Here is a 20,137-nt window from a genome sequence, read left to right as displayed (position 1 = left end):
CAAAGACGTCTTGCCATGGTCAACGTGACCAATCGTGCCGATGTTGCAGTGCGGCTTCGTGCGGGAGAACTTCTCTTTGGCCATGTCAGCCTCCGTCCGTCAAATCTTGTTCAAGTGTTCGGTTTAAGTCGTTGTCAGTTCAGGCGTACTTGGCCTGGACCTCGGCGGCGACCGCCGAAGGAACCTGCTCATAGTGGTCGAACTGCATCGTGTAGTTGGCACGCCCCTGGCTGAACGAACGCAGCTGGTTGACGTAGCCGAACATGTTCGCCAGCGGCACCATCGCGTTGATCACGACGGCGTTGCCGCGCATGTCCTGGCCCTGGATCTGGCCACGACGCGAGTTCAGGTCGCCGATGACCGAACCGGTGTAGTCTTCCGGGGTCACGACTTCGACCTTCATGATCGGCTCGAGCAGCACCGCGCCAGCCTTCTGCAGGCCTTCACGCAGACCGGCACGCGAGGCGATTTCGAAGGCCAGAGCCGACGAGTCGACCTCGTGGAAGGCGCCGTCGGTCAGCGTGACCTTGACGTCGACCACCGGGAAGCCGGCGAGCACGCCGGAGCCGATGACAGAGTTGAGGCCCTTTTCGACACCCGGAATGTATTCCTTCGGAACCGTTCCGCCGACGACCTTCGACTCGAACTCGAAGCCCTTGCCGGTCTCGTTCGGCTCGACCGTGAACTTGACACGGGCGAACTGGCCGGTACCGCCGGTCTGCTTCTTGTGGGTGTAGTCGACGTCGACCTTCTTGGTGATGGTCTCGCGATAGGCAACCTGCGGCGCGCCGATATTGGCGTCGACCTTGTAGGTCCGGCGCAGGATGTCGACCTTGATGTCGAGATGCAGCTCGCCCATGCCCTTGAGGATGGTCTGGCCGCTCTCCTGGTCGGTCGAGACGCGGAAGGACGGATCCTCGTTCGCGAGCTTCGACAGGGCCAGGCCCAGCTTCTCCTGGTCGGCCTTGGACTTCGGCTCGATCGCGATCGTGATGACCGGCTCGGGGAACTCCATGCGCTCCAGGATGACCGGATTGGCGACATCGCACAGCGTATCGCCGGTGCGGACGTCCTTGAGGCCGGCCAGGGCGACGATGTCGCCGGCATAAGCCTCCTTGATGTCCTCACGGTTGTTCGCGTGCATCAGCAGCATGCGGCCGACGCGCTCTTTCTTGTCGCGCGTCGAGTTGATCACGCCCTGACCGGCATCGACCTTGCCCGAATAGACGCGGCAGAAGGTGATGGTGCCGACGAAGGGGTCGTCCATGATCTTGAAGGCGAGCATGGAGAACGGAGCTTCGTCGGTCGGCTCGCGGGTGGTCGGCTCTTCGGTCTTGAAGTCGATGCCTTCGACCGCGCCGCGATCGACCGGCGACGGCAGGAAGTCGACGACCGCGTCGAGCAGGGTCTGGACGCCCTTGTTCTTGAAGGACGAGCCGCAGAGCACCGGGTGGAAGGCGCGGCGCTGAACCGCGGTGCGGACCAGCTTGCGCAGCGTGTCGGCGTCGGGCTCGTTGCCTTCGAGATAGGCTTCCATCGCCGCATCGTCCATCTCGACGGCGGCTTCGACGAGCTTGTTGCGATACTCGGCAGCCTTGTCGGCGAGATCGGCCGGGATCTCCTGCTCGGAGAACGAAGCGCCAAGCGCTTCGCCATCCCAGACGATCGCCTTCATCTTGATGAGATCGACCACACCGACGAACTCGGATTCCGAACCGATCGGAATCTGCAGGCACACCGGCTTGCCGGCGACGCGGTCAATGATGTCCTGGACGCAGCGATAGAAATCGGCACCGATCTTGTCCATCTTGTTGACGAAAACGACGCGCGGAACGTCGTACTTGTCAGCCTGACGCCAGACAGTCTCGGTCTGCGGCTCGACGCCCTGGTTGCCGTCGAGCACGCAGACGGCGCCGTCGAGCACGCGCAGCGAACGCTCGACTTCGATGGTGAAGTCGACGTGGCCGGGGGTGTCGATGATGTTCAGGCGATTGTCGCGCCAGAAGCAGGTCGTCGCGGCGGAGGTGATCGTGATGCCACGCTCCTGCTCCTGCGTCATCCAGTCCATGGTGGCGGCGCCATCATGGACTTCGCCGATCTTATGCGACTTGCCGGTATAGAACAGGATGCGCTCGGTCGTCGTCGTCTTGCCCGCATCGATGTGGGCCATGATGCCGAAGTTGCGATAGCGATCGATGGGATGGGAACGGGCCATTGAAGTGCTCTGTCTTTCCGGGGGGTCGCGGACGGATTACCAGCGATAGTGCGAGAAGGCGCGGTTGGCTTCCGCCATCCGGTGCGTGTCTTCGCGCTTCTTCACGGCATTGCCGCGGTTGTTGGCCGCATCCATCAGCTCGGCCGAGAGACGCTCGACCATGGTCCGATCGTTGCGCGCACGGGCGGCAGCGATCAGCCAACGGATCGCGAGAGCCTGACGGCGCTCGCTGCGAACCTCGACGGGAACCTGGTAGGTCGCGCCGCCGACGCGGCGGGAACGGACCTCGATCGCCGGAGCGACGTTCTCGAGGGCGCTCTTGAAGACAGCGAGCGGATCGCTCTTCAGCTTGCCCTCGATGATGTCGAAAGCGCCATAGACGATGCCTTCGGCGGTCGACTTTTTGCCTTCGTACATGACGGAGTTCATGAACTTCGTCACGATCACGTCGCCGAACTTGGCGTCCGGGATGATCTCGCGTTTTTCGGCGCTATGGCGGCGGGACATCGTCTAGTCTCCGGTCAAATCTCAAAAGCTGCGAACCGGCCGGTCTCTCGGCCAGCCGGTCAGGCAGAAAATCACTTGGGACGCTTGGCGCCGTACTTCGAGCGGCGCTGCTTGCGGTTCTTGACGCCCTGCGTGTCGAGCACACCGCGCAGGATGTGATAGCGCACGCCGGGAAGGTCCTTGACGCGGCCGCCACGGATCATGACGACCGAGTGCTCCTGAAGGTTGTGGCCTTCACCCGGGATGTAGCCGATGACCTCGAAGCCGTTGGTCAGGCGCACCTTGGCGACCTTACGAAGCGCCGAGTTCGGCTTCTTCGGCGTCGTCGTATAGACGCGCGTGCAGACGCCGCGCTTCTGGGGGCAGTTTTCAAGCGCCGGAGCGGAGTTGCGCGCCTTGACGGGCGAACGCGGCTTGCGGATCAGCTGGCTGATTGTCGGCATTTAAGGCCTCTCGCTCCCTTGAGCGTTTGGAAAATCTCATGGTACTCCCGGCACCGGCGAAGCCATGACACAAACGAAGCCGCGCCATCGGCGCCCTTTAAGAGGCCTCAGGCGCGTTCGCCATGCAGAGGAACACGGAATACCCGCATTCATGCGTCCTGCCATGTCGTCTATCGACGCTGGAATTCCGACGGAGTTTCGGTCGCGAAATTCGCTCACAACAAAGGCAAGCGACAAACGTGTCCGACAACCGTCGACTGTGGCGCGCTTATGACTCAGCTGGAGATTCGCGTCAACCCCGGATTTACGATGCGTTCAGTCTTCTCGCTCGGAAGAACTGCCGCTCCGGCACGTTCAGCAATCTAGCGCCCCTCGGCAGCGAAAGCCAAGCCTGCCGAGCGGAGCCTTGCACAGGATCGATGGCCACCGCTTGACGCGTCGTTCAGGCGGCCCCCTCGCCTGTCGTACCGATCCGGGCGCCGCGCAGCAGCCCGACCAGCTCGGACTGCCGATGCAGCCCGGTCTTGGCCATCACCCGCTTTAGCGTTGTGCGTGCGGTCTCCTCGGTAACACCGAGCGTCGCCGCTGCATCGCGCGGGCGGCTGCCCGCGGCGATCAGCGCCGCGAGCCTGGCCTCGGCCGGCGTCAGGTCGAACAGCCCCTGCACCACGGCCGCGCTCGGGGCGTCGCCGAGCACCACCGGGGTCACCACCAGGATCGTCCTGGCGCGCGTGAAGACGTCGTGCGCCGCGCCGCGGACCGGCGAAAGATGAACGATCAGCGGCGGCCGATCCCCCTCCTGAGCAATCGGGATCGAGCGCACCACTGCCCCGCTCGCATTCTGGCCCATCGTCGCCAACGCGGTTTCCAGCAGCATGTCGGCCGCAGGATTGGTCAGGGTCAGCCGAGACAGCCGATCCTGGGCCACGTCCGGGATCATCGCGGCCAAGAGCCCATTGATCGAGAGCGGCCGCCCGCTCCGATCGAGAACCGCAGCAGGCAGGCCCATCGCCTCCAGCGCCTGCGTCGCTCCGCGGGCCCGCTCGAAATCGAGGCGGGCCGAGAGGAGCATGGCGCGGGCCAGATGCGGCCGCATCCGGTCGAGCCGGGCGATCTGCTCGCCGTCGATCGGTCCTTCGCGGCGCTCGCGTTCGGCATGCAGGATGAAGGACTCGCCGCTCGGCGAGGCGATCGCCGTGGCGACGCCGATACCGAGACCCCGTGGGATCAGGAAATCGGCATAGACCGGTTCAAGCGCCATCTCCGCCTCGGTGAAGATGTCGATATCGCGCAGGAAGCCGGCATGGTTGCGTCCGATCAGCCGGGCCGTACGTCCATTGCCGGGGAAGCGCTCGAAATGGGTCGCGACGACCTCGTCGAATTCCGGCGAGGAGGAGATCCAGCGCGCCTGCCCGCCAGCGACGGTCACCATGACCGCCCCTGCCCCGCGCATCTCGCTCTGGAACCGTCTCAGTATCTGCGGCCACAGCTCAGGAACGACTGCGGCCTCATAGAGGCTTTCCAGGAAACGCTCATCCATAGCCCCAGCCCATCAAGCAGCGCATCGTCAGCCCCCCGGCACGTTTCGCTGCGTAAGCTTAGGCAGATCGGCCACCCGAGCGTCAAGACAAAGTAAAACGGCCGCCCGAGGGCGGCCGTTCCACATTGGTCTGAGCCTGTTGGCCGCGCTTACTCGGCGGCCGGCAGCACCGCGGCCGCGGCCTTCGCCGCAGCATCGGCCTTCTGCCCGACGATCAGATCGTCGCGACGCGTCGCCACCTGCTTGATCCGGGCGACCTGCGCGCCCGTACCCGCCGGGATCAGCGAGCCGACGATGACGTTCTCCTTCAGGCCCTCGAGCGTGTCCTGCTTGCCGTTGACCGCCGCCTCGGTGAGGACGCGGGTGGTCTCCTGGAAGGACGCCGCCGAGATGAAGGAGCGGGTCTGCAGCGACGCCTTGGTGATGCCGAGCAGGACCGGAACGCCGGAGGCCGGCTTCTTGCCCTCTTCGCGCATCTTGGCGTTGACCTCTTCCAGCTCGATGCGGTCGATCTGGTCGCCGGTCAGGATGTCGGTGTCGCCGCCATCCGTGATCTCGACCTTCTGCAGCATCTGCCGGACGATCACCTCGATGTGCTTGTCGTTGATGCCGACGCCCTGGAGGCGATAGACCTCCTGGATTTCGTTCACCAGATAAGCCGCCAGCTCCTCGACGCCCTTGATCGCCAGGATGTCGTGCGGGGCCGGGTTGCCGTCGAGGATGTAGTCGCCCATCTCGACGACGTCGCCGTCCTGGAGATGGATGTGCTTGCCCTTCGGGATCAGGTACTCGAGCCCTTCCGAGCCGTCATGCGGCGTCAGCGTGACGCGACGCTTGTTCTTGTAGTCCTTGCCGAAGCCGATGACGCCGGCCTTTTCGGCGATGATCGCCGCATCCTTCGGACGACGCGCCTCGAACAGCTCCGCCACCCGCGGCAGACCGCCGGTGATGTCGCGGGTCTTGGCCGAGTCGGTCGAGACACGGGCGAGCACGTCGCCGGCCTTGATCGACGAGCCCGGCTCCACCGAGATGATGCCGTCGACAGGCAGGATGTAGCGGGCGTCGCCGCCGCGGGCGAGCTTCGCGATCTTGCCGTCGGGCCCATGCACGGTCAGCGCCGGCTTGAGATCCGAGGTGCGGGCCGAGCCGCGCCAGTCGATGACGACGCGCTTCGAGATGCCCGTCGCTTCGTCGGTCGTCTCGGTGATCGACATGCCGTCCACGAGGTCCTCGTAGCCGACATTGCCGTCCACTTCCGCCAGGATCGGGCGGGAATAGGGGTCCCACTCGATCAGGCGCTGGCCGCGCTTGACCTTGTCGCCCTCGTCGACCCGCAGCTTCGAGCCGAACTGGACGCGGTGCACGGCGCGCTCGGCGCCTTCCGGACCGACGATCACGATGGCGATGTTGCGCGCCATTGCGATCAGGTCGCCATCGGAGTTCCGCGCAACGTTGCGGTTACGCATCTTCACCGTGCCCTCGAAATTGGACTCGACGAAGGACTGGTCCGCGATCGTGGCGGCGCCGCCGATGTGGAAGGTACGCATGGTGAGCTGCGTACCCGGCTCGCCGATCGACTGCGCCGCGATGACACCGACGGCCTCGCCCATGTTGACGGGCGTGCCGCGGGCGAGATCGCGCCCGTAGCAGGTGGCGCAGACGCCGTTCTTGGTCTCGCAGGTCAGCACCGAGCGGATCTTCACCTCCTGGACACCGGCGGCGTTGATCTTCTCGATATGGCTTTCCTCGATCATCGTGCCCTTCGGCACGAGGACGTTGCCGTCGATATCCGTGACGTCCTCCGCCGCCGAGCGGCCGAGGATACGGATGCCGAGCGAAGCCACGACCTGGCCGGCATCGATGATGGCGCGCATCTTGATGCCGTTGTCCGAGCCGCAATCGACCTCGGAGATGATCGCGTCCTGCGCCACGTCGACGAGACGACGGGTCAGGTAACCCGAGTTCGCCGTCTTCAGCGCGGTGTCGGCGAGGCCCTTACGGGCGCCGTGGGTCGAGTTGAAGTACTCGAGAACGTCGAGGCCTTCCTTGAAGTTCGAGATGATCGGCGACTCGATGATCTCACCCGACGGCTTGGCCATCAGGCCACGCATGGCGGCGAGCTGGCGCATCTGCGCCGGCGAACCACGGGCGCCCGAGTGGCTCATCATGTAGATCGAGTTGATCGGCTTATCGCGACCATTCTCGTCCTTCTTCACGGTCGAGATGCGAGCCATCATCTCCTGGGCGAGCTTGTCGGAGCACTTCGCCCAGGCGTCGACGACCTTGTTGTACTTCTCGCCTTGGGTGATCAGGCCGTCCTGGTACTGCTGCTCGTAATCCTTGGCGAGCACGCGGGTCGTATCGACGATCTCCCACTTGTTCTCGGGGATCACCATGTCGTCCTTGCCGAACGAGATGCCGGCCTTGAACGCGTGCTTGAAGCCGAGGCCCATGACGCGATCGCAGAAGATCACCGATTCCTTCTGACCGCAGCCGCGATAGACGGCGTCGATCATGTTGGAGATCTCCTTCTTCGTCATCAGCTTGTTGACGACGTCGAAGGTCATGGCCGGGTGCTCCGGCAGCGCGGTCGAAAGGATCACACGGCCAGGGGTGGTGTCGTAGATCTTCGTATACGGCTGGCCATCGGCGCCGACGCCGGTCCAGCGGTATTTGATCTTCGAATGCAGCGTCACGACCTTCTCGTGCAGCGCGTATTCGAGCTCGCCGAAGTCACCGAAGACCTTGCCCTGACCCGGCTCGCCATCGGAAATGATCGAGAGGTAGTACAGGCCGAGCACGATGTCCTGCGACGGCACGATGATCGGCAGGCCGTTCGCCGGGTGCAGGATGTTGTTGGTCGACATCATCAGCACGCGCGCTTCCAGCTGCGCTTCAAGCGACAGCGGGACGTGCACGGCCATCTGGTCGCCGTCGAAGTCGGCGTTGAAGGCGGCGCAGACCAGCGGGTGCAGCTGGATCGCCTTGCCCTCGATCAGCACCGGCTCGAAGGCCTGGATGCCGAGGCGGTGCAGCGTCGGGGCGCGGTTCAGCAGCACCGGATGCTCGCGGATGACCTCGTCCAGGATATCCCAGACCTCGGGCTTCTCCTTCTCGACCAGCTTCTTGGCCTGCTTGACCGTGGTCGAGTAGCCCTTGGCGTCGAGGCGCGCATAGATGAACGGCTTGAACAGCTCGAGCGCCATCTTCTTCGGCAGGCCGCACTGGTGCAGCTTCATCTCCGGGCCGACGACGATGACCGAGCGGCCGGAATAGTCGACGCGCTTGCCGAGCAGGTTCTGGCGGAAGCGGCCCTGCTTGCCCTTCAGCATGTCGGCGAGCGACTTCAGCGGGCGCTTGTTGGCGCCGGTGATGACGCGGCCACGGCGGCCGTTGTCGAACAGCGCATCGACCGACTCCTGCAGCATCCGCTTCTCGTTGCGGATGATGATGTCGGGCGCGCGCAGCTCGATCAGCCGCTTCAGGCGGTTGTTGCGGTTGATGACGCGGCGATAGAGGTCGTTCAGGTCGGAGGTCGCGAAGCGGCCGCCATCGAGCGGCACCAGCGGACGCAGATCGGGCGGGATGACCGGGATCATGGTCATCACCATCCATTCCGGCTTGTTGCCCGAAAGCTGGAAGGCCTCGATGATCTTGAGGCGCTTCATCAGCTTCTTCGGCTTCAGCTCCGAAGTAGTGGTCGCGATCTCATGCTTCAGGTCGGCGTTGATCTGGTCGAGATCGAGCGCGCGCAGCATCTCGCGGATGGCTTCCGCGCCGATCATCGCGGTGAAGGTGTCCGCGCCGTACTCCTCCTGGCAGCGGACATACTCCTCCTCGGAGAGCAGCTGCCGGTCCTTGAGCGGGGTCAGGCCCGGCTCCAGCACCACATACGACTCGAAGTAGAGGATGCGCTCGAGGTCCTTGAGCGGCATGTCCATCAGGAGGCCGATGCGCGAGGGCAGCGACTTCAGGAACCAGATATGGGCGACCGGAGCCGCGAGCTCGATATGGCCCATGCGCTCGCGCCGGACGCGCGCCAGCGTCACCTCGACGCCGCACTTCTCGCAGATGACGCCCTTGAACTTCATGCGCTTGTACTTGCCGCACAGGCACTCGTAGTCCTTGATCGGCCCGAAGATGCGGGCGCAGAACAGCCCGTCCCGCTCCGGCTTGAAGGTCCGGTAGTTGATCGTCTCGGGCTTCTTGATCTCGCCGAACGACCAGGACGCGATCTTCTCCGGGCTCGCGATCGAGATCTTGATCGCGTCGAACGCCTGCTGCACCGGCTGCTGGCCGAAAAGGTTCATGACCTCTTGCTTCATCGCCTGTCTCCTGAAGCCGGCGGGGTTTTAGAAAACCGCCCTGCCCGGCTCTTTGTAATCCATGGGCCGGCGGCGTGAGTGCCGCCGGCATGAGTAACGAACGCCGCCGTGCCCCTGCGGGCCCGGCGCCTTACTCGGCCGCCTCGGCCGGGGGCAGCTCGCCCGGCTTCAGCTTGTTGCTGATCAGCTCGACATTGAGGCCGAGCGAACGCATTTCCTTGACGAGCACGTTGAAGCTCTCCGGGATGCCCGCCTCGAAGTTGTCCTCGCCGCGCACGATCGACTCGTAGGCCTTGGTACGGCCCGCCACGTCGTCCGACTTCACCGTCAGCATTTCCTGCAGCGTGTAGGCGGCACCGTAGGCTTCGAGCGCCCAGACCTCCATCTCGCCGAAGCGCTGACCGCCGAACTGCGCCTTGCCGCCCAGCGGCTGCTGGGTGACGAGCGAGTACGGGCCGATCGAACGGGCGTGGATCTTGTCGTCGACCAGGTGGTGCAGCTTCAGCATGTAGATGTAGCCCATCGTCACCTTGCGGTCGAAAGGCTCACCGGTACGGCCGTCATAGAGCGTGGACTGCCCGGAGCTGTGCAGCCCGGCCTGCTCCAGGAGCCGCTCGATATCGGCTTCCTTGGCACCGTTGAAGACCGGCGTCGCCATCGGCACGCCGCGGCGCAGGTTCTGGCCCATCTCGATGAGCTCGGCGTCGTCCATCGAGGCGATGATCTCGTTATCCTCGTAGACGGCGTCGAAGGAGGCCCGCAGAGCCTTGGAGTCATGCGCCTTGCGATAGGCGTCGATCGCCTTGCCGATCTGCTTGCCGAGGCCGGCAGCAGCCCAGCCAAGGTGGGTCTCCAGGATCTGACCGACGTTCATGCGCGAAGGCACGCCCAGCGGGTTCAGCACGATGTCGGCATGGGTGCCGTCCTCGAGGAACGGCATGTCCTCCGCCGGCACGATGCGCGAGACCACGCCCTTGTTGCCGTGACGGCCGGCCATCTTGTCGCCCGGCTGGATCTTGCGCTTCACCGCGACGAAGACCTTGACCATCTTCATCACGCCCGGAGGCAGTTCGTCGCCGCGCTGCAGCTTCTCGACCTTGTCGAGGAAGCGCTGCTCGAGGCGCTTCTTCGACTCGTCGTACTGCTTCCGCATCGCCTCGATTTCGGTCATCAGGGCGTCGTCCGCCGTGGCGAACAGCCACCACTGCGAGCGCGGGAACTCGCTCATCGCCTCGCGGGTGATGACCGTGTCCTTCTTGAAGCCCTTCGGACCGGCGAGACCGGTCTTGCCGGTCAGGATCTCGGCCAGACGCGCGAAGGTGTTGCGGTCGAGGATCGCCTGCTCGTCGTCGCGGTCCTTGGCGAGACGCTCGATCTCCTCGCGCTCGATCGCCTGGGCGCGCTCGTCCTTGTCGACGCCATGGCGGTTGAACACGCGGACCTCGACGATCGTGCCCTGCACGCCCGGCGGGACACGCAGCGAGGTGTCGCGGACGTCCGAAGCCTTCTCGCCGAAGATGGCGCGCAGCAGCTTCTCTTCCGGCGTCATCGGGCTCTCGCCCTTCGGCGTGATCTTGCCGACCAGGATGTCGCCGGCCGCCACTTCGGCGCCGATATAGACGATGCCGGCTTCGTCGAGGTTCTTCAGCGCCTCTTCCGAGACGTTCGGAATGTCGCGCGTGATTTCCTCAGGGCCCAGCTTGGTGTCGCGGGCCATGACCTCGAATTCCTCGATATGGATCGAGGTGAAGATGTCGTCCGAGACGATCTTCTCCGAGAGCAGGATCGAGTCCTCGAAGTTGTAGCCGTTCCACGGCATGAACGCGACGAGCACGTTGCGGCCGAGCGCGAGCTCGCCGAACTCGGTCGACGGGCCGTCCGCAACGATGTCACCCTTCTTGATGACGTCGCCGACGCGCACCAGCGGCCGCTGCGTGATGCAGGTCGACTGGTTCGAGCGCTGGAACTTCTGCAGGCGGTAGATGTCGACGCCCGGCTTGGTCGGGTCCATCTCGTCGGAAGCGCGGATAACGATACGGGTCGCGTCGACCTGATCGACGATGCCGGCGCGGCGGGCCGCAATGGCAGCGCCGGAGTCACGGGCGACCGCGGCCTCCATGCCGGTGCCGACGAACGGCGCGTCGGCGCGAACCAGCGGCACCGCCTGGCGCTGCATGTTCGAGCCCATCAGCGCCCGGTTCGCGTCGTCGTTCTCGAGGAACGGGATCAGCGCGGCGGCGACGGAGACGACCTGCTTGGGCGAGACGTCCATGAAGTCGACCTTGTCGACCGGCGTGACGATGACTTCACCGGCGCGGCGGCAGACGATCAGGTCATCGGTCAGGCGGCCTTCGCCGTCGACCACGGCATTCGCCTGGGCGACGTTGTACTTCGCTTCTTCCATGGCCGAGAGATAGATGATCTCGTCGGTCTGGCGGCCGTCGCGGATGCGGCGGTACGGGCTCTCGATGAAGCCGTACTTGTTGACGCGGGCGAAGGTCGCGAGCGAGTTGATCAGGCCGATGTTCGGGCCTTCCGGCGTCTCGATCGGGCAGATGCGGCCGTAATGCGTGGTGTGCACGTCGCGCACCTCGAAGCCGGCGCGCTCGCGGGTCAGACCACCCGGGCCAAGCGCCGAAAGACGACGCTTGTGAGTGACTTCCGAGAGCGGGTTCGTCTGGTCCATGAACTGCGAGAGCTGCGACGAGCCGAAGAACTCGCGCACCGCGGCGGCCGCGGGCTTCGCGTTGATCAGGTCCTGCGGCATGACCGTGTCGATGTCGACCGAGGACATGCGCTCCTTGATGGCGCGCTCCATGCGGAGCAGGCCCAGGCGGTACTGGTTCTCCATGAGCTCGCCGACCGAGCGCACGCGGCGGTTGCCGAGATGGTCGATGTCGTCGATCTCGCCCTTGCCGTCGCGCAGGTCGACCAGCGCCTTGACGACCGCGAAGATGTCCTCCTTGCGCAGGATGCGCACGGTGTCCTCGGCGTCGAGGTCGAGGCGCATGTTCATCTTGACGCGGCCGACGGCCGAGAGGTCGTAGCGCTCGGCGTCGAAGAACAGCGACTGGAACATGTTCTCGGCGGTCTCGAGCGTCGGCGGCTCGCCCGGGCGCATCACCCGGTAGATGTCGAACAGCGCTTCCTCGCGGCGCGAGTTCTTGTCGACCTGGAGCGTGTTGCGGATGTAGGGACCGACCGTGATGTGGTCGATGTCGAGCACCGGAATCTCGGTGTAGCCCTTGTTGATCAGGTCGAGCAGGTTGCCCTTGACCTCACCAGACTTCGGGTCCGCGGCCAGGTTCAGCTCGTCGCCGGCCTCGGCATGAACTTCGCCGGTCGAGGGATCGACGAGGTCCTCGGCGATATACTGGCCGACGAGGTCGTCATCCGTGGCGCGCAGGAACTTCAGGCCCTTCTCGGCGAGCTGGCGCGCGGTACGCGCGACGAGCTTCTTGCCGGCCTCGACCACGACCTCGCCGGTGTCGGCGTCGATCAGGTCGACGCTCGCCTTGAAGCCCTTCATGCGCTCGGCATCGTAGGGCACGCGCCAGCCATCGCCGTCGCGGGTGTAGGTGATGTGGTTGTAGAAGCGGTTGAGGATCTCCTCGCCGTCCATGCCGAGCGCGAACAGCAGCGAGGTGACCGGGATCTTACGCTTGCGGTCGATGCGCGCGTAGACGATGTCCTTGGCGTCGAACTCGATGTCGAGCCAGGAACCGCGATAGGGGATGATGCGGGCGGCGAAGAGCAGCTTGCCCGAGGAATGGGTCTTGCCCTTGTCGTGGTCGAAGAACACGCCCGGCGAACGGTGCATCTGCGAGACGATGACGCGCTCGGTGCCGTTGACGATGAAGGTGCCGTTGTCCGTCATGAGCGGCATCTCGCCCATGTAGACGTCCTGCTCCTTGATGTCCTTGACCGACTTGGCCTGGGTGTCCGGATCGATATCGAACACGATCAGGCGGAGTGTCACCTTGAGCGGCGCCGAGAAGGTCATGCCACGCTGGCGGCACTCGTCGACGTCGTATTTCGGCGGCTCGAACGTGTACTTGACGAACTCGAGCAGCGAGGCGCCCGAGAAATCGCCGATCGGGAAGACCGACTTGAAGACCGACTGCAGGCCTTCGTCGCCACGACCGCCCTTAGGCTCGTCGATCATCAGGAACTGGTCGTAGGACGCCTTCTGAACCTCGATGAGGTTCGGCATCTCGGCGACTTCCTTGAGCTTTCCGAAGAACTTGCGGACGCGCCTGCGGCCCTGGAGAGAATTGACCATGGTGTTCCTCGCAATCTCGGACGGCTCACCCGGCGGTCCGGGTCTCGAAGGCGGTCAGGCCGCCGGGTGAGCCGTTCGGCGCTCAACGGCGCCGACCTGAACTGGATAAGCCGTCGCGCCGTCGCGCTCGGGCCCTTTGCACGCGCCGCTCCGAAAACCGGAAACGACGCAACAGCCCCGGAGGTGGCGAACCACCCCGGGACTGTCCTTGTCGACTAGTTTCGGACCGGCATCAGCCGGCCCTGCTCACTTGAGCTCGACCTTGGCGCCGACGGCCTCGAGCTGCTTCTTGAGCTTCTCGGCCTCGTCCTTGGCGACGGCTTCCTTGACCGGCTTCGGAGCGGCTTCGACCAGATCCTTGGCTTCCTTGAGGCCCAGGCCGGTGATGGCGCGGACTTCCTTGATCACCTCGATCTTCTTGTCGCCGGCCGAGGCCAGGACAACGGTGAACTCGGTCTGCTCTTCAGCAGCGGCGGCAGCGCCACCGCCAGCAGCCGGGCCAGCCGCGACAGCGACGGCGGCGGCGGCGGAGACGCCCCACTTCTCTTCGAGCATCTTGGCGAGGTCAGCAGCCTCGAGAACGGTGAGCGACGAGAGTTCGTCAACGAGCTTGGCGAGATCGGCCATTGTTTAGCTTCCTGATGTAAGAGGTTCGAACGATAAGGGTTTGAGGGCTGCTCAAGCAGCGTCCTTGTCGGCATATGCCTGGAACACGCGCGCGAGCTTCGCAGCAGGCGCGGTCGAGAGCTGGGCGATCTTGGTCGCAGGGGCCTGCAGGAGGCCGAGCAACTTGGCGCGCAGTTCGTCGAGCGAGGGCATCGTGGCCAAGGCCTTGACACCGTCCGGGTTCAGGGCGGTCGTACCCATCGCGCCACCCAGGATCACGAGCTTGTCGTGGTCCTTGGCGAAAGCGACGGCGACCTTCGGCGCCGCGACCGGATCGCTGGAATAAGCGATCAGGGTGGGGCCCTTCAGCAGGGGGCTGATGGACGCGACGTCGGTGCCTTCAAGAGCGATCTTGGCCAGCCTGTTCTTTGCGACCTTCACGGTGGCGCCATTGGCCTTCATCTCGCGACGAAGCTTCTGGAACTGGGCCACCGTCAAACCCGCATAGTGGGCCACGACAACGACCGACGTCTTCGAGAAGACATCGTTCAGCGTCGCGACGGCATCTGATTTTGCCGCTCTATCCACTGGGCTCTCTCCGGTAGGCGACAGGCTTTCACACCCGTCGCCAGTTGCACGTGCCGCTCTTGAGAGGCGCCGGTTGACACCGACCCCTCGCTGGAGCGACGCTCAGTGCCCTGTCCCCTGCCATGGCCGAAGCCGTGATCGGGCGAGATGGTTCGAACCTCGTTCGGCGCCCTTCGGCACCGGCAGAGTTCTTGCACCGTCTATGCAGGCCTCTTGGCGAAATTATGCCCTCGGACGGAGTCCGGGAGCACCTGCAGTCTCAGACAGGACTGGACGCCAGGCCCTGGGAAATCGCTTTCCCCGCTCCCGGCATCCATTCTTCGGCGGCGAACCACCGAAAAACGCGAAACGGACCCCCTCGTGACAAGCACGCGGAAGCCCCGACACTTATGGAAACACGAGGAGGCTCATAGCGGCTCCCCCGGCTTCTGCCAAGTGGTAATCCTCGCGGCACTCCGCAAGGCGGGGCGCGGCCGCATGAGGCGGCCGCGAAGGCAGGATGCGAAAAACCGGAACCGGCCCCTCGCGCCCTGCCCCAGGACGGCCTCAGCCGCCCATCACCGTATTCGGCTCGATCTTGACGCCCGGACCCATGGTCGACGAGATCGCGACGCGCTGGATATAGGTGCCCTTGGCGCCGGCCGGCTTGGCCTTCGAGACCGAGTCGACGAACGCCTTGATGTTCTCCGAGAGCTTCTCGGCGTCGAACGAGACCTTGCCGACGGCGGCATGCACGATGCCGGCCTTCTCGACGCGGAACTCGACCGAACCGCCCTTCGAGGCGGCGACGGCGTTTGTCAGGTCCATAGTGACCGTGCCGACGCGCGGGTTCGGCATCAGGCCGCGCGGGCCGAGCACCTTACCGAGGCGGCCGACGAGGCCCATCATGTCCGGGGTGGCGATGCAGCGGTCGAAGTTGATTTCGCCCTTCTGCACGCTCTCGACCAGATCCTCGGCGCCGACGATGTCGGCACCGGCCTTCTTGGCCTCCTCGGCCTTGGCGCCGCGGGCGAAGACGGCGACGCGCAGGACGCGGCCCGAACCGTTCGGCAGGTTGCAGACGCCGCGGACCATCTGGTCGGCGTGACGCGGATCGACGCCGAGATTCATCGCGACCTCGACGGTCTCGTCGAACTTGGCGCTGGCGCGATCCTTGATCATCGCGACGGCTTCGGCGAGCGGGTAGAGCTTGGTACGGTCGATGCCCTCACGGGCCTTGACGACGCGCTTTCCGACGTGTGCCATTGTCAGTTCCCCCTCAGCCCACGACTTCCAGGCCCATGGACCGGGCGGAGCCGCGGATCATGGACATGGCGGAATCGACATCGCTGCAGTTGAGATCGGCCATCTTCTTCTCGGCGATCTCCTTGACCTGCGCGGCGGTGACCTTGCCGGCATTGGCGCCCTTGCCCGGGGTCTTCGAACCCGAGGTCAGGCCAGCAGCCTTCTTCAGCCAGTACGAGACCGGCGGCTGCTTCATCTCGAAGGTGAAGGAGCGATCCTGATACGCGGTGATGATCACCGGGATCGGCATGCCCTTTTCCATCTGCGCGGTCTTCGCGTTGAAGGCCTTGCAGAATTCCATGATGTTGAGGCCGCGCTGACCGAGCGCAGGACCGATCGGCGGCGACGGATTGGCCGCGCCCGCCGGAACCTGAAGCTTCACGTAACCCGTGATCTTCTTTGCCATGATGGCTGCTCCTGTCGTCCGCCCCGGCGCCTACCGGAACGACGACGCCCCGCCCGGGAACCGATATCGTTCCGGATCGGGGTGGTTGCAGAGCGTGGTGCGGCAGGACATCCCGGTTGGCGGCCGGCCTTACCTTCCACGCATGTGAGGCGCGCCCTATGGCACAGGACGATCGGAAAGGGAAGCCCTTCCACCGGAACCGCCGGCCACGGCGGCCGGCGCTGCGGCCGCAGCCTTCCGGATAAGCAAAAACCCGCACCGGATGACGGCGCGGGTCCTGCAAAACCGGATTGGAGAGGCCCGGGCGCTTCCGACACGATCGCGTGATCGGACCGCCCGAATCGACTCAGAGCTTCTCGACCTGGCTGTATTCGAGCTCGACCGGCGTGGCGCGGCCGAAGATCGAGACCGCGACCTTGAGGCGGGCGCGACCATGGTCGACATCCTCGACGACGCCGTTGAACGAGGCGAACGGCCCGTCCGCGACCTTGACCTGCTCGCCGATCTCGAAGACCACCGTCGGCTTCGGCCGCTCGATGCCCTCGGCGACCTGGCCCTTGATGCGCATCGCCTCGTTCTCGGGGATCGGCATCGGCTTGGCCTTGTCGGCCCCGAGGAAGCCGGTGACCTTCGGCGTGTTCTTGATGAGGTGATAGACCTCGTCGGTCATCTCGCACTTCACCAGCACGTAACCGGGGAAGAACTTGCGTTCGGCGTCGACCTTGCGGCCGCGTCGGACCTCGACGACCTTCTCGGTCGGGACCAGCACTTCCTCGAACTTGTCGGCGAGATTGCGCTGCGCCGCCTGATCCTTGATCGATTGGGCGACCTTGTTCTCGAAGTTCGAGTAGGCGTGGACGATGTACCAGCGAGTGTTCACGTTCGTAGGTTCCGTTCAGCGCGCGCCGAGGATGAGGCCGAGACCCCAGCGGATCATCGTATCGGCGAAGAGGAAAAACAGGCTGAAGACCAGCACCATGACCAGCACCATCCCGGTGGTGATCAAGGTCTCGCGGCGCGAGGGCCAGGTCACCTTGGAGGCTTCGCTGCGCACCTGCTGCAGGAAGCTGAACGGGTTCGTCTTCGCCATCGGGCCGTCACCTTAAGGTTCCGGAGCGCCGCCGCGACCAAGCGCGCGAGCGACGATTCGGTACGTCCTGAAAGATTCGCGGCGCGGGGCTCAGGGAGCCGCGCGCCGTCGTGAGCCGCTTCTTACAACGCTATGGCGCGCTAGCCAAGCGCTTTCGCGGCGACGCCCGAAAGACCGAGACAGGAGCAGGTTCGAAGCGCCCAGACGCAGCGCGCATTGGCACTGGCAGAGCGGCAAGGCCGGCTACCTAGACGATGCAGAGCCAGGTCAGGATGCCCATGGCGGAGAGGGCGAAGAGCGAAAGGCTGGCGATGGCGTCTGGCGGCAGATGATGCATGGCTCGGATCCGGGAATTGCCCGTCCCGGTAGCCTTCGCCCATGACAGTCCCGCGACGCCGGAGCCTATAACGAGAAAGGGCGGCTCCACCGCAGTGGAACCGCCCTTTCCGATCGCTCATCGCGATGAAGTCCTGGCAGGGGCGGCAGGGCTCGAACCTGCGACACCCGGTTTTGGAGACCGGTACTCTACCAACTGAGCTACACCCCTGTAGTCGCGGGTTGCTTAGCCCGAACGGCGTCGGCATTTCAAGTCGAAAACACACGGCGCCGTGGAAAGTTCACAACCCCGTTCAGGCGGCGTAGGGACCGAGCTGCTCGGCATAGCGCTTGACCAGCTCCAGCCCGAAGGCGCTCGGCCGCTGCGCCGGGCTGCGATCATGGATTTCGATGCCCGCGCGGGCCCCGAAAATGCGCTTTCCGTAGCAGAGCAGGCTCTCGATCGACTGCATGATGAAGACGATCGCCGGCAGCACCTCGCGATAGGCCTCCTCCGCCCCCTCGGCGTCGCCGGCCAGGAATCGGTTATAGGCGCGCAGCGCGTAGTCGATCGTATCGGGCGCCAGCAGCAGGCCGACGCAGCCGGCACGCAGATTGTCGGCGAGCTCCAGCCCGCCGCGGCCGTTCATCACCGGCAGGCGGCCCTCGGTGACCGAGATCAGCTGCTGGATGTCGGTGGCCGGTCCCTCGCCCTTGATCAGGCAGATGTTCGGATGCTGGCGCACCAGCTCGCGGATATCCTCCGAGGAGAGCCCGCGGCCCATATAGGCTGGCGCGTTCTGGATCGCGACCGGCAGCGAGGTCGCCTCGGCGATTCGCCCGAAGAAGCGGATGTACTCGGCGGCGCCGAAGGAGCCGACCATCGGCGGCTGCAGAATCACCCAATCGGCCTTGGCGGCTTCGGCCGCCCTGACCTGCTCGACCTGCTCGGCGACCGAGCCGCCGAACATGGTGAAGGCAAGCGGCACCTTGCCTGCGACGTCCTCCGCCACCCAGTCGATCACCGTCCGGCGCTCGGCCAGGCTGAGCTTGGAGACCTCGGTGGCGAGCCCCAGCGCCGCCATGCCGTGGACGCCGAGACCGAGGCAGATTTCCGTCTGGCGCTTCATCGCCGCCCGGTCGAGCCGCTCCTGCGCGTCGAACAGCGCAAAGGCGATGGCATGAATGCCGGTGAAGGGCGGCTTGAAGGCCATCTCGAATTCCTCCCTGAGATTCGTGCGGGCTGCCCCGCCGGTTTCGCCCATTGAGCACGGGGCGCGCCGCGGGTGCAGGGGCGTTTGCGACGGGCCCCTGCCCGGGCCGCGCATGCATAAAGGAAAAGGGCGGTGTCGCCACCGCCCTTCCCGGATTCTGTCCCGGCCGGAAGGCCGGGGCGATGTCCTTGCGCTTACGCGAGGATCGAAGCGACGACGCCGGCGCCGACGGTGCGGCCGCCTTCGCGGATGGCGAAGCGCAGCTTCTCTTCCATCGCGATCGGCACGATCAGGTGCACTTCCATCGAGATGTTGTCGCCCGGCATCACCATCTCCGTGCCTTCCGGCAGGTGCACCACGCCGGTCACGTCCGTCGTGCGGAAGTAGAACTGCGGGCGGTAGTTGGTGAAGAACGGGGTGTGACGGCCGCCCTCTTCCTTGGTCAGGATGTAGGCCTCGGCCTTGAACTTGGTGTGCGGCTTCACCGAGCCCGGCTTGCACAGCACCTGGCCGCGCTCGACGTCCTCGCGCTTCGTACCGCGCAGCAGCGCGCCGATGTTGTCGCCGGCCTGGCCCTGGTCGAGCAGCTTGCGGAACATCTCGACGCCGGTGACGGTCGTCTTCACGGTGTCCTTCAGGCCGACGATCTCGATTTCCTCGCCGACCTTGACGATGCCGCGCTCGACGCGGCCGGTCACCACCGTGCCGCGGCCCGAGATCGAGAACACGTCTTCGACCGGCATCAGGAACGGCTGGTCGATCGGACGCTCCGGCTGCGGGATGTAGTCGTCGACCGTCTGCATCAGCGCAACCACCGCGTCATGGCCGATCGCCTTGTCGCCATTGTCCAGCGCGACCTTGGCCGAGCCCTTGGTGATCGGGATGTCGTCGCCCGGGAAGTCGTACTTCGACAGAAGCTCGCGGATCTCCATCTCGACCAGCTCGAGCAGCTCGGCGTCGTCGACGAGATCGACCTTGTTCATGAACACGACCAGCGCGGGAACGCCGACCTGGCGCGCCAGCAGGATGTGCTCGCGGGTCTGCGGCATCGGGCCGTCGGCGGCCGAAACCACCAGGATCGCGCCGTCCATCTGCGCAGCGCCGGTGATCATGTTCTTCACATAGTCGGCGTGCCCGGGGCAGTCGACGTGCGCATAGTGGCGCGCAGCCGTCTCGTACTCGACATGCGAGGTCGAGATCGTGATGCCGCGGGCCTTCTCCTCAGGCGCCTTGTCGATCTGGTCATACGCCGTGAACGACGCGCCGCCCACCTCGGCCAGAACCTTCGTGATCGCCGCCGTCAAAGACGTCTTGCCATGGTC

14 protein-coding genes, 1 tRNA gene and 1 pseudogene are annotated in these 20,137 nt (G+C 65.1%); all 16 read right to left on the bottom strand.

The features are described from left to right. Positions 1 to 84: pseudogene (locus DK26_RS29500) on the bottom strand (elongation factor Tu); the annotation flags it as partial. A 55-nt stretch (positions 85 to 139) separates the two neighbouring features. Then, a complete protein-coding gene (fusA, locus tag DK26_RS28240; RefSeq protein ID WP_066480222.1) occupies positions 140 to 2,215 on the bottom strand; it encodes an elongation factor G in 2,076 nt (691 codons plus the stop codon). Between the two features lie 36 nt (positions 2,216 to 2,251). Then, entirely contained in the window at positions 2,252 to 2,722 is a 471-nt protein-coding gene (gene rpsG, locus DK26_RS28235) for a 30S ribosomal protein S7 (protein ID WP_066480219.1), read from the bottom strand. 71 nt (positions 2,723 to 2,793) lie between these two features. Further along, a complete protein-coding gene (gene rpsL, locus DK26_RS28230; protein ID WP_066480217.1) occupies positions 2,794 to 3,165 on the bottom strand; it encodes a 30S ribosomal protein S12 in 372 nt (123 codons plus the stop codon). 442 nt (positions 3,166 to 3,607) lie between these two features. Then, on the bottom strand, positions 3,608 to 4,597 hold the full coding sequence (locus DK26_RS28225) for a helix-turn-helix transcriptional regulator (RefSeq protein ID WP_157089882.1): 990 nt from the start codon (positions 4,595 to 4,597) through the stop codon (positions 3,608 to 3,610). Positions 4,598 to 4,854: 257 nt separating this feature from the next. Further along, positions 4,855 to 9,030, bottom strand: a complete 4,176-nt coding sequence (gene rpoC / locus DK26_RS28220; protein ID WP_066480213.1) for a DNA-directed RNA polymerase subunit beta' — start codon at positions 9,028 to 9,030, stop codon at positions 4,855 to 4,857. A 130-nt stretch (positions 9,031 to 9,160) separates the two neighbouring features. Next, the gene (rpoB, locus tag DK26_RS28215; protein ID WP_066480211.1) at positions 9,161 to 13,312 is read right to left on the bottom strand and encodes a DNA-directed RNA polymerase subunit beta; all 4,152 of its coding nucleotides are present in this window, start codon (positions 13,310 to 13,312) and stop codon (positions 9,161 to 9,163) included. A gap of 246 nt (positions 13,313 to 13,558) precedes the next feature. Beyond that, the gene (gene rplL, locus DK26_RS28210; RefSeq protein WP_066480209.1) at positions 13,559 to 13,939 is read right to left on the bottom strand and encodes a 50S ribosomal protein L7/L12; all 381 of its coding nucleotides are present in this window, start codon (positions 13,937 to 13,939) and stop codon (positions 13,559 to 13,561) included. Positions 13,940 to 13,990: 51 nt separating this feature from the next. Next, positions 13,991 to 14,506: a 50S ribosomal protein L10 gene (rplJ, locus tag DK26_RS28205; protein WP_066480207.1), complete on the bottom strand. Its 516-nt coding sequence runs from the start codon at positions 14,504 to 14,506 to the stop codon at positions 13,991 to 13,993. 546 nt (positions 14,507 to 15,052) lie between these two features. Beyond that, entirely contained in the window at positions 15,053 to 15,751 is a 699-nt protein-coding gene (gene rplA / locus DK26_RS28200; RefSeq protein WP_066480205.1) for a 50S ribosomal protein L1, read from the bottom strand. A gap of 13 nt (positions 15,752 to 15,764) precedes the next feature. Beyond that, positions 15,765 to 16,196 (bottom strand): 50S ribosomal protein L11, encoded by a 432-nt coding sequence (gene rplK / locus DK26_RS28195; RefSeq protein ID WP_066480203.1) that lies wholly within the window; start codon positions 16,194 to 16,196, stop codon positions 15,765 to 15,767. A gap of 346 nt (positions 16,197 to 16,542) precedes the next feature. After that, positions 16,543 to 17,076, bottom strand: coding sequence for a transcription termination/antitermination protein NusG (gene nusG, locus DK26_RS28190; protein ID WP_066480201.1), 534 nt, complete (start codon positions 17,074 to 17,076; stop codon positions 16,543 to 16,545). 15 nt (positions 17,077 to 17,091) lie between these two features. Then, complete coding sequence (gene secE, locus DK26_RS28185) at positions 17,092 to 17,286, bottom strand: preprotein translocase subunit SecE (RefSeq protein ID WP_066480198.1); 195 nt, start codon at positions 17,284 to 17,286, stop codon at positions 17,092 to 17,094. A 471-nt stretch (positions 17,287 to 17,757) separates the two neighbouring features. Then, positions 17,758 to 17,833, bottom strand: a tRNA-Trp gene (locus DK26_RS28180). An 82-nt stretch (positions 17,834 to 17,915) separates the two neighbouring features. Next, on the bottom strand, positions 17,916 to 18,815 hold the full coding sequence (locus DK26_RS28175; protein WP_066480224.1) for a dihydrodipicolinate synthase family protein: 900 nt from the start codon (positions 18,813 to 18,815) through the stop codon (positions 17,916 to 17,918). Between the two features lie 194 nt (positions 18,816 to 19,009). After that, on the bottom strand, positions 19,010 to 20,137 hold a 1,128-nt coding region (tuf, locus tag DK26_RS28170; protein WP_066480195.1), incomplete at its 5' end, for an elongation factor Tu.

The organism is Allobosea sp. WAO (assembly GCF_001509835.1).
Classification (GTDB): Bacteria; Pseudomonadota; Alphaproteobacteria; order Rhizobiales; family Beijerinckiaceae; genus Allobosea.
The sequence above is the reverse complement of the archived record's forward strand: the minus strand, read 5'-3'. Positions and strand labels throughout refer to the sequence as shown.

Bases quoted from the DNA above. Each gene is read 5' to 3' on its own strand.
- fusA (WP_066480222.1), bottom strand. From the start codon at position 2,215: ATGGCCCGTTCCCATCCCATCGATCGCTATCGCAACTTCGGCATCATG.
- rpsG (WP_066480219.1), bottom strand. From the start codon at position 2,722: ATGTCCCGCCGCCATAGCGCCGAAAAACGCGAGATCATCCCGGACGCC.
- rpsL (WP_066480217.1), bottom strand. From the start codon at position 3,165: ATGCCGACAATCAGCCAGCTGATCCGCAAGCCGCGTTCGCCCGTCAAG.
- DK26_RS28225 (WP_157089882.1), bottom strand. From the start codon at position 4,597: ATGGTGACCGTCGCTGGCGGGCAGGCGCGCTGGATCTCCTCCTCGCCG.
- rpoC (WP_066480213.1), bottom strand. From the start codon at position 9,030: ATGAAGCAAGAGGTCATGAACCTTTTCGGCCAGCAGCCGGTGCAGCAG.
- rpoB (WP_066480211.1), bottom strand. From the start codon at position 13,312: ATGGTCAATTCTCTCCAGGGCCGCAGGCGCGTCCGCAAGTTCTTCGGA.
- rplL (WP_066480209.1), bottom strand. From the start codon at position 13,939: ATGGCCGATCTCGCCAAGCTCGTTGACGAACTCTCGTCGCTCACCGTT.
- rplA (WP_066480205.1), bottom strand. From the start codon at position 15,751: ATGGCACACGTCGGAAAGCGCGTCGTCAAGGCCCGTGAGGGCATCGAC.
- rplK (WP_066480203.1), bottom strand. From the start codon at position 16,196: ATGGCAAAGAAGATCACGGGTTACGTGAAGCTTCAGGTTCCGGCGGGC.
- secE (WP_066480198.1), bottom strand. From the start codon at position 17,286: ATGGCGAAGACGAACCCGTTCAGCTTCCTGCAGCAGGTGCGCAGCGAA.
- DK26_RS28175 (WP_066480224.1), bottom strand. From the start codon at position 18,815: ATGGCCTTCAAGCCGCCCTTCACCGGCATTCATGCCATCGCCTTTGCG.